General features: G+C 43.3%; 8 protein-coding genes. 7 read left to right on the top strand and 1 reads right to left on the bottom strand.

What is annotated here, in order from left to right; all coding sequences use genetic code 11:
• The first annotated feature begins 40 nt into the window (after positions 1-40).
• The 3 genes from VB732_RS16175 (at position 41) to VB732_RS16185 (ending at position 2459) form a co-directional block, all read left to right on the top strand.
• Entirely contained in the window at positions 41-568 is a 528-nt protein-coding gene (locus tag VB732_RS16175) for a gamma carbonic anhydrase family protein (protein ID WP_323231887.1), read from the top strand.
• A 295-nt stretch (positions 569-863) separates the two neighbouring features.
• Positions 864-989, top strand: a complete 126-nt coding sequence (locus VB732_RS16180) for a photosystem II protein Y (protein ID WP_012411301.1) — start codon at positions 864-866, stop codon at positions 987-989.
• A gap of 177 nt (positions 990-1166) precedes the next feature.
• Positions 1167-2459, top strand: coding sequence for a folylpolyglutamate synthase/dihydrofolate synthase family protein (locus VB732_RS16185; RefSeq protein ID WP_323231888.1), 1293 nt, complete (start codon positions 1167-1169; stop codon positions 2457-2459).
• Between the two features lie 52 nt (positions 2460-2511).
• Here the strand turns inward: VB732_RS16185 and VB732_RS16190 are convergent, their stop codons facing one another.
• Entirely contained in the window at positions 2512-3810 is a 1299-nt protein-coding gene (locus VB732_RS16190; protein WP_323231889.1) for a sugar ABC transporter substrate-binding protein, read from the bottom strand.
• A 142-nt stretch (positions 3811-3952) separates the two neighbouring features.
• Here VB732_RS16190 and VB732_RS16195 point away from each other — a divergent pair, with 142 nt between their 5' ends.
• The 4 genes from VB732_RS16195 to VB732_RS16210 all read left to right on the top strand — a co-directional run bounded on the left by VB732_RS16195 (position 3953) and on the right by VB732_RS16210 (position 8851).
• The gene (locus tag VB732_RS16195) at positions 3953-5059 is read left to right on the top strand and encodes a type IV pilus biogenesis protein PilM (protein WP_323231890.1); all 1107 of its coding nucleotides are present in this window, start codon (positions 3953-3955) and stop codon (positions 5057-5059) included.
• A 4-nt stretch (positions 5060-5063) separates the two neighbouring features.
• Entirely contained in the window at positions 5064-5840 is a 777-nt protein-coding gene (locus VB732_RS16200) for a PilN domain-containing protein (protein ID WP_323231891.1), read from the top strand.
• On the top strand, positions 5837-6604 hold the full coding sequence (locus VB732_RS16205; RefSeq protein ID WP_323231892.1) for a pilus assembly protein PilO: 768 nt from the start codon (positions 5837-5839) through the stop codon (positions 6602-6604). Before VB732_RS16200 ends, VB732_RS16205 begins: the two co-directional genes overlap by 4 nt.
• A 150-nt stretch (positions 6605-6754) precedes the next feature.
• A complete protein-coding gene (locus VB732_RS16210; RefSeq protein WP_323231893.1) occupies positions 6755-8851 on the top strand; it encodes an AMIN domain-containing protein in 2097 nt (698 codons plus the stop codon).
• Positions 8852-8934: the final 83 nt, after the last annotated feature.

Raw genomic sequence — 8934 nt, forward strand, 5'->3', positions numbered from 1 at the left:
TTTCTCCAGTGTTCCTGTGTACCAATATTCATATTCTATCGTGTCTACCGCCTCTTACTGGACATCTCCTGATTTTTCTCATGCTGCTTTTATCGCAGCCAATGCTGTTGTTATGGGTTCGGTAAATATAGCAGCAGGGGTGAGCATTTGGTATGGAGCAGTAGTTAGAGCAGATGTAGAACGGATTGAAATTGGCGAATACACAAATATTCAAGATGGTGCAATTTTACATGGCGATCCTGGTTTTCCGACAATTTTAGAAGATCATGTTACCGTAGGTCATCGCGCTGTGGTACATTCCGCTTACATTGAGCGAGGAAGTTTAATTGGCATTGGCGCAGTGATTTTAGACGGGGTGCGAGTGGGTGCTGGTAGCATTATCGGTGCTGGCGCAGTTGTCACTAAAAATGTACCTCCTTTGTCACTAGTTGTAGGTATTCCTGGCAAAGTGTTACGCCAAATAACAGAGGCTGAAGCCGCAGAACTGATTGAACACGCTAAACGTTACCAAAAGTTAGCTTTAGTTCATGCTGGTAAAGGTACTGATCTCGGCTTTAGCAAGTCTTAGGGAGCAGGGAGCAGGGAGCAGGGAGCAGGGAGCAGGGGGCAGGGAGCAGGGGGACAAGGGGACAAGGGGACAAGGGGACAAGGGGACAAGGGGACAAGGGGACAAGGGGACAAGGGGACAAGGGGACAAGGGGTGAGAACTTGAAACAAGTCTTTCCCCAATTCCCAATCCCCAATTCCCAATAATTTAAACATTCTTTACATATATGTTGGGAAAAGTTACCCACTTCAGCTAAAAATAAAAATGAGAGCAGTTGACAAAACTTTAATTTCTACTTAAAAGAGGGGTTCTAGATATGGATATCGATTACCGTATAGCGATCGTTTTAGCACCAGTTGTCATTGCCGCTAGCTGGGCAGTGTTTAATATTGGCGCTGCGGCTTTAAGACAAATTCAAGGCTTTTTGGATCGGGAAGCCTAAATTTGGCTTAATATCATCGATATTCAACCGACTGTTTCTATTTACAGATGCAGTCGGTTTTATAACGATCAATGGTGCATTGGGCACAAGAGGCAAAGGAGAAAAAGCCAATTTTTATTCTCCCCCTGCCCCCTGCCCCCTGCCCCCTGCCCCCTGCCCCCTGCCCCCACTCCTCCCTTGGATATCGATTCTGTAATACAACCCCTGCAACGTTTTGGTGTCCATCTAGGACTCGATCGCATTGTCAACTTATTGACAAATCTCGGCAATCCTCATCAGCAAGTCCCAGTAATTCACGTTGCTGGCACTAATGGCAAAGGTTCCGTCTGTGCCTATCTTTCCTCAGTACTTACTGAAGCTGGTTATCGCACAGGACGCTACACTTCACCCCATTTAGTGGATTGGACAGAACGTATTTGTTTGAATGAACAGCCAATTTCCTCTGAGGAATTGAGTCAATTATTAGAAAAAGTCCAAGGAGTGATTCGTCCTAATAACGAATCAGCAACTCAGTTTGAAGTAATTACGGCAGCCGCTTGGTTATACTTTGCCCAGCAACAAGTTGATGTAGCTGTGGTAGAAGTCGGACTAGGAGGGCGCTTAGATGCTACAAACGTCTGCTTGGAACCCTTGGTTACGATCATCACCTCCATAAGCCGAGAACATTGGCAGCAACTTGGCCCTACCGTCGCGGATATTGCTAGAGAAAAAGCAGGGATTCTCAAACCTGGATGTCCTGTTGTAGTTGGGCAATTGCCACAGGATGCAGAAGAAGTTGTGCGATCGCGTGCTTTAGAATTAAAATGCCCGATTTTTACACCTCAACCCGCCCGTCAAATCGCTACAGGATGGGCAGAATATCAAAATATTCAAAATTCAAACTTAATTAAATATCCTTTGCCATTAGCGGGACAAATTCAATTAGCAAATTCAGCTTTGGCAATAGCAGCTTTAGAAATTCTCCAACAACAAGGTTGGCAGATTTCTGAAGAAGCCATAATTAACGGTATGGCAAAAACCCAATGGCCAGGGCGAATGCAATGGGCTACCTGGAACAACCATAAATTATTACTTGATGGCGCTCATAATACAGCTGCTGCCCAAGTTCTTCGCCAGTATGTCGATAGCTTGGATGCAGTTAACCCCAAGCCCGTCACTTGGGTTATGGGAATGTTTGCCGATAAAGATCATGCTGATATTTTTGCCGCCTTGCTGCGGCCAGGCGATCGCCTTTTTTTAGTACCAATACCAGTAGAATCTTGGCCAGGTAGAACTTCCGCCGATCTAGATTCCTTAGCAAACCTAGCTTATAGCCTCTGTCCCAAATTAAGCGATCGCCAAATCTATCCAGATTTATTCACAGCACTAGAAACCGCAACCTCAACCACAGACAATTTAATCGTTTTATGTGGTTCCCTTTATCTAGTAGGCGACTTTTTAGCAACCACCAATATAATTCGTAAATCATAATTACGAATTACGTTCGCGTAGCGTGCCGGAGGCTCTATTACGAATTATGAATTTATCTATTGTTCCACTCTTGCGCCGCATCTTCTACAGCTTTATCTACAGTCTTTTGGTCTAACATTGCCGCTTGCAGATTCTCATAAACTGCCTTTTGTAGTTTGTTGAAATCCTTCAAAGTAGGGGTTAATATTTCTGCTTGTTGCAGTTGTTTAGCAGTGATAACTCTTGCTTTTTCAACTGTAGAAGCATTAGCTGGAACATCTTTAAAGTAAGTATCAGATAATGCCTTGACTGTAGAAGGTAAAACATTTGCAGCTTTTGCAAAAGCTAACTGATTTTCGTCATTGGTAACAAATAACGCAAATTTAACAGCGTTATCTGGTTGTTTGCTATCACGGGGAATAACTATGTTCATCACCGCGACATTTTTCTTACCTGTATCACCCGTGAGTTGAGGCGCTATTGCTGAAGCTTGGGCAATTTTTGGGGCATTATTAGCGATCGTTTTCAGAAACTCTGGCCCGGAAGCTAGAAACGCAGTCTCTCCAGATTGGTATAAATCGATCGCGTGGCGATGTCCTTGCGTCAAAGCTTCTTTAGGCAGTAGTCCTTTTTTATACAAGTCTACCCAATACTGAAACGCTGCCTTCCCTGGTGCTGAATTAAACGCTGCTTTCCCATCAGCATCTATTAAGGTAACTCCCATTTGCACAAAAGATTCCAGCACTTCACCGGAATCTTGGGGTACAAACGTCACAAAAAAAGCATACTTCCCTGTTTTATCTTTAATTTGTTGCGCTGCTTGTGCTAATTCTGCGTAGGTTGCAGGGACTTTATTGATACCTGCCTGTTTTAATAAATCAGTGTTATAAATGGTTAGCCGTGTAGTGAGATACCAGGGAACCCCAAAACTCTTGCCATTAAGCGTAGAAGATTCCCAAATATTCGGTAGATAGGAGGAACGTACATCTTTTGAGACTTTTGCATCTAAATCTAACCAGGCATTTCGCCCTGCAAGTTGGGAAGCAAAACCCGGATTGAGGTTAACTACATCAGGTGGCGTTTTTGCTGAGACAGCTGTTAAAATTTTGTTCTCCATAGCCGCCCAAGGTACATCAACCCAGTTAATCTTTATACCTGGATTTTGCGATTCAAAATTCGCAATTAGGTTTTTAAAGTAGTCAGTAAATTGAGGTTGGAGTTGCATTGTCCAAAACTCAATAGTTGCTGCTTCTGAATTAGCTTGTTTTGTATTTGTACTAACATTAGCCGTGCTACAACTTACAATCCAACTAGTTAATAAGCCAAGTAGTGCCAAAGAAATAAATTGTTTAAATTTTCGCAATTGAATCATTTTCCCAGTATTTTTACGCTTGCTCAGTGTGAAAAGCTTAGATCAGAATTGTCGAGATTATAGGCTAAATAAATTACTTAGCACCAAGTCCATTTCTTAGTATCATTTAAATTTTCAATTTAGCAGTCCATCGGGCACAACTGTGGTAAAAAGCTTCAATAGTCTGTTTGGTAAATCAAATAAAGGGGTCGGCATTGAACTTGCGCCCGAAAGGGTAAATGTAGTTCAGCTACGCAAGCAGCGTCAAGGTTTAAAACTAGAAACCTTTACATCGGTAGCAGTTCCAGAAGGCATAGTTACCGATGGTCAAATCACCGACCCCGCAGCAATGGCGCAATTAATCCAACAGGCGCTAGCTGAAAGCAAAATCAAAACTTCTCGTGTTGCTACTGGTGTACCAGGGCGAGATTCCATCGTTCGGATCATACCAGTACCAGCAGAGTTAGATGACAAAGAACTGCGAGAAATGGTACTCAACCATGAAGCAGGTTTATATTTACCTTATCCTCGTGAAGAGGCTGATGTAGATTATCAGAAACTTGGGTACTTTGTAGATGAAGATGGCATTGAAAAAGTCCATGTACTCCTAGTTGCCACCCGAAAAGAGATCACGGATACCTACATCAGTACATTCGAGCAGGCAGGATTACAAATTGATGTTTTAGAAATTAACAGTTTTGCTCTAATTCGGACTATCCGTGAGCAACTGCGACAATTTGGGCCGCAAGAAGCAGCAGTACTAGTCGATATCGAGTTCGACAGTACAGAAATTGCCATCATCGTTAACGGAGTGCCACAATTTTCGCGCACAGTTCCAATCGGGACTTCTCAAATGCAAACTGCTTTAGCAAGGGCAATGAGTTTACCCACATCACGAGATATGGAACTGTTATACGGAATGATTATTCCCCCAACTTCTATAGACGGCGGAAAAACCGGTGTAACAGAACTAGATCCTGGTATGGCAGCCATCTTGAGAGTATTGGGAGAACTAACAGACGAACTGCGCCGTTCCATAGATTTTTACCTGAATCAAAGTGAAAATTTGGAGGTAGCGCAGATTATATTAGCTGGCCCAGGAGGTGGACTTCAACAACTAGATGAATTCTTTACCCAAAGATTGAGCTTGCCAACTACCCAAATAGATCCAATCGGATCTTTGGCTTTGGAAGTTGACACTGATAAATATCCACAGGTGCAACGCTCTGGCTTGGCGATCGTACTTGGTCTAGGAATGCGGGAGGTGTAACAAAATGTATAGCCTAGATGTTAATTTCCTTAAGGATCGACCAGCATACCAGAAAAAACCTGAGAAAAAAGGAGGAATATCCCTAAGCCTGCCTACAGGGAATTTAACACCAGTGTATGTGGGAGTTGCATTAGGTGTAGGTCTTCCAGCTTTATTGGGAGTTGCTTGGTGGTTGTTGCAAGGAAAGATTGTTGAATTAGATGGTCAGATAGCACAACTAGACCAAGAAAGTAAGCGGTTAGATACAGAGATCGGAAATCTGAACAAAATCAAAGCCGAGACGACTGCAATCAAAGGCGAAACTCAAGCTTTAGTTACTGTATTTGACCAGATTCGACCTTGGTCAGCAATGCTGCAAGATTTGCGCGATCGCATTCCAGCGACAGTCCAAATCGAGACTATCAAGCAAATTCCGCCTGTTGCAGTAGCGGCAGGGCAGCCCCCAAATAATCCCGCCGGGGGATTAGAAATTGTCGGATTAGCTCGTTCTTTTAACGATGTCAATGATTTTGTATTGAGTTTACAACAATCTCAATTCTTAAAGTCCACAGAAAGCAGGATTGTAACGGCAACATTAGTAGATGCTCCCTTACCACCAGGTACAGGTCAACCTATTAATGGTGTAATAATTAAGCCGCCCCAAGTAGTTAAATACACTATTCAATCGAGTATGAACGATGTTCCAGCTTCGGAATTAATCCGGGAATTGGAAAAAAAAGGCACAGTGGGGTTAGTGACTCGAATTCGTAGTATGCAACAAACAGGAGTCATTTCAAAATGACGCTGAGTGATGATTTAAATTTTGCCGAACATGGTGGGGAATTCGATTCGGAAACGCCAGCCTACCCCGTGGTATTTGGCATTGCCTTTACACCAAAAATAATTGGCATTTTGGTGGGGGTAATTGGTGTAGCAGGAGCAGGTTATATATTGTTAAATCTGCTGATGCCAGCTTGGGAAAGCTATCAGCAGCAGCAAGCAAAAAGCTCTGAACTGCAAGCACAAATTGAGCAAAAAAAAGCCAATATCAAACAAATTGACAAAGTTAAAGACGAACTAGCGCAGGCAAAACAGCAACAAGTTCAGGTTTTAGGTTTATTTGCTAACGCAAAAACCTTGGATACATTGCTGTTGGATTTGAACCGCTTAGTTGAGTCTGGCAATACTGCAACTTCTATTAATGCAGTCAGAGCCAAACTGAATAAATTTATACCAGTTTCCCCAAAACCAGAACCGATTACTGATGGGAGTCTAGGACTACAGGTTAACGGCAAGCTGCAACGCAGCGCTATCAATGCCGAAATTACAGGAACTTATGAGCAAACACAATCGATAATTCGTAACATTGAGCGGTTACAGCCTTTGTTAATAGTTAAAGATTATCAAGCAAGTTTGGCCCCAGTAGTGTCAAGATCGCCGTTAGACAAAACACCGGTACAGGTTGGGCCAGCAGCGATTAATACATCATTCCAGTTACAGGTATTGATGCCACTGAGCGCGGAAGAAATAGCCGCAGCAGCAGCTAAAGCTACACCGAAAAAGTAGTTAGAAGCTAAGAGTTAGGAGTTAGGAGTTAAGAGTTAGAAGTTAGGAGTTAGGAGTTTTTATTCCTAACTATTCACTCATAATTTCTTATTTTTGGCTCACTACTCAAAATTATTTGTAAACAAGGTTTTATAAGGTGAGGAATGAACTGTGAAACAGCTTCACGGTAACAGTTTTATATTGGGTACTGCCGCTTTTGCATTTTTGGCAGCTCAACCAGCTTGGGCACAAATTAGCCAAGTTACTAATGTACAGCTAAATCCAGTTAATGGTGGAATTAGCGTTGCTTTGAAAACTTCTTCAGGGTCGCGCCCGCAAGTTTTCACTACAAAAAGAGGCAAGACTTTAGTTGCAGATATTATCAATACTCAATTACGATTACCACAAGGTAATAGCTTTCGTCAAGATACCCCAGCGCCAGGAATTGCATCTATCGAGGTCAATCAGCTTGATGCTAATAGTATTCGGGTGACGGTAACGGGCAGCAATAATACACCTGAGAGTCAACCGGTGGTGCGATCGCAAAATGGCATTACACTCAGCTTTAGCCCATCCACAGGCGCTACAGCATCAGCACCAACGCCAACAGCACCAAAGCCAGCAGCACCAGTTGCTTCTACTCCAGCCCAATCTGCTCAAAAGCCAGATGTTCTCGTTCCCAACCCGGAAGTCACTATTGACGGACAACCTGCACAAGCTGCTGGCCCAGGTCAACCTCTGAGTCAGGCTCCACCTTTCTTACCCAGAGCCGTTGCTCCACCAGTGGGCGATATTGCTATTTCTGCTACCGATGCGTCTCCTAGCACCATTGACTTAGGAACTCAGGAACGTGTACCCCGCCTAGTACTACGAGATGCGCCAGTGCGTGAGGTTTTATCATTACTTGCCCGTGCAGCTAATTTGAACCTGGCTTATATCGGAGGTGAGCAAGGTGGTGGAGGTCAAGCAGGTGCTGCTGCACAACCAACTTCTCAAACTATTTCTTTAGATATAGAAAACGAGCCTGTACAAGATGTATTTAACTACGTCTTGCGTTTGAGTGGTTTAGAAGCTAACCGCAGTAATCGTACAGTTTTCGTTGGGCCGAAACTACCTAATGCAACGCGTGACATGGTTATGCGTAACCTGCGACTTAATCAGGTGACAGTGGGAGTCGCTCTGAACTTTTTGGTCGGCTTGGGGGCAGAAAGTGCCGTCAGCCGCGAGCGACAAGTGACCAGTGTTAATGCCGTACCTGTGGGTACTGGAATTGCTCCCATCACCCAAACTCAGACGACTATAGAAAACAGAGTTGAAACTCAACGTGTTAATTACCAAGACTCTAACCCATTACTTAGAGGTTTACAGGCATTGGGAGATGAGCGCACCAATTCCCTTACCTTAATTGGCCCGCCTAGACTCATCGAAATTGCAATGGCTCAACTAACTCAGCTTGATATTCGTCGTCGTCAAGTAGCAGTTAACGTCAAGATTATTGATGTTAACCTCAATAAAATCGATGACCTTAATACCAGCTTTTCCTTTGGTGTTGACAACACCTATTTTTCCAATAATAACGGTTCTGCAAGTTTAAACTTTAATGGTTTAAGCTCTTTCCCCAGACGTTTCATTGCTAATTTGACGGCTCAGGTGCAAAATCGCAATGCCAAAATTTTGACTGACCCAACTTTAATTGTCCAAGAAGGTCAAACAGCTAATGTCAAACTGACCCAAGAGGTAATAGGAAACGTTAAGAACGAAATAACTCGTGGTGATGATATTGCAACACAAACAATTACTACCGAGAAAGCGGAGGTGGGATTAACTTTGGGTGTCAAAATTGAGCGGATTGATGACAATGGTTTTGTTTCTCTGTCTGTGGCACCTGTTATCAAAGCACCGCAGTCTTCAGAACAGATTGCTGTTGGAGACAGCAGCCAAACAATATTTCTAGTATCAGAACGCTCCCTAAATTCTGGCTTGATTCGCCTGCGAGATGGGCAAACACTTATTCTTAGCGGCATTATTCAAGATGAAGACCGAACAACTGTTAGTAAGATACCGATTCTGGGTGATCTTCCACTGATTGGAGCATTATTTAGAAGAACAAATAAAGATAATCAGCGCAAAGAAGTGATTGTGCTGCTTACACCTCAAATTATGGATGACTCTGAGAACTCCTCCTACGGCTATAACTACGCCCCCAGCCCACAAGTACGGCAAATTCTTGAGCGTCGAGGCTTAAAGATTCCTACTGGGCAGCAATGATAAACAGGTGAGTCACCTCTAGCTTAAATACTCGCTAGTTACTAGCAAGCAGTTCATAATTTAAATCCTGCATCTGTTGATGA

The organism is Nostoc sp. UHCC 0252, assembly GCF_034931145.1.
Taxonomy (GTDB): Bacteria; Cyanobacteriota; Cyanobacteriia; order Cyanobacteriales; family Nostocaceae; genus Nostoc.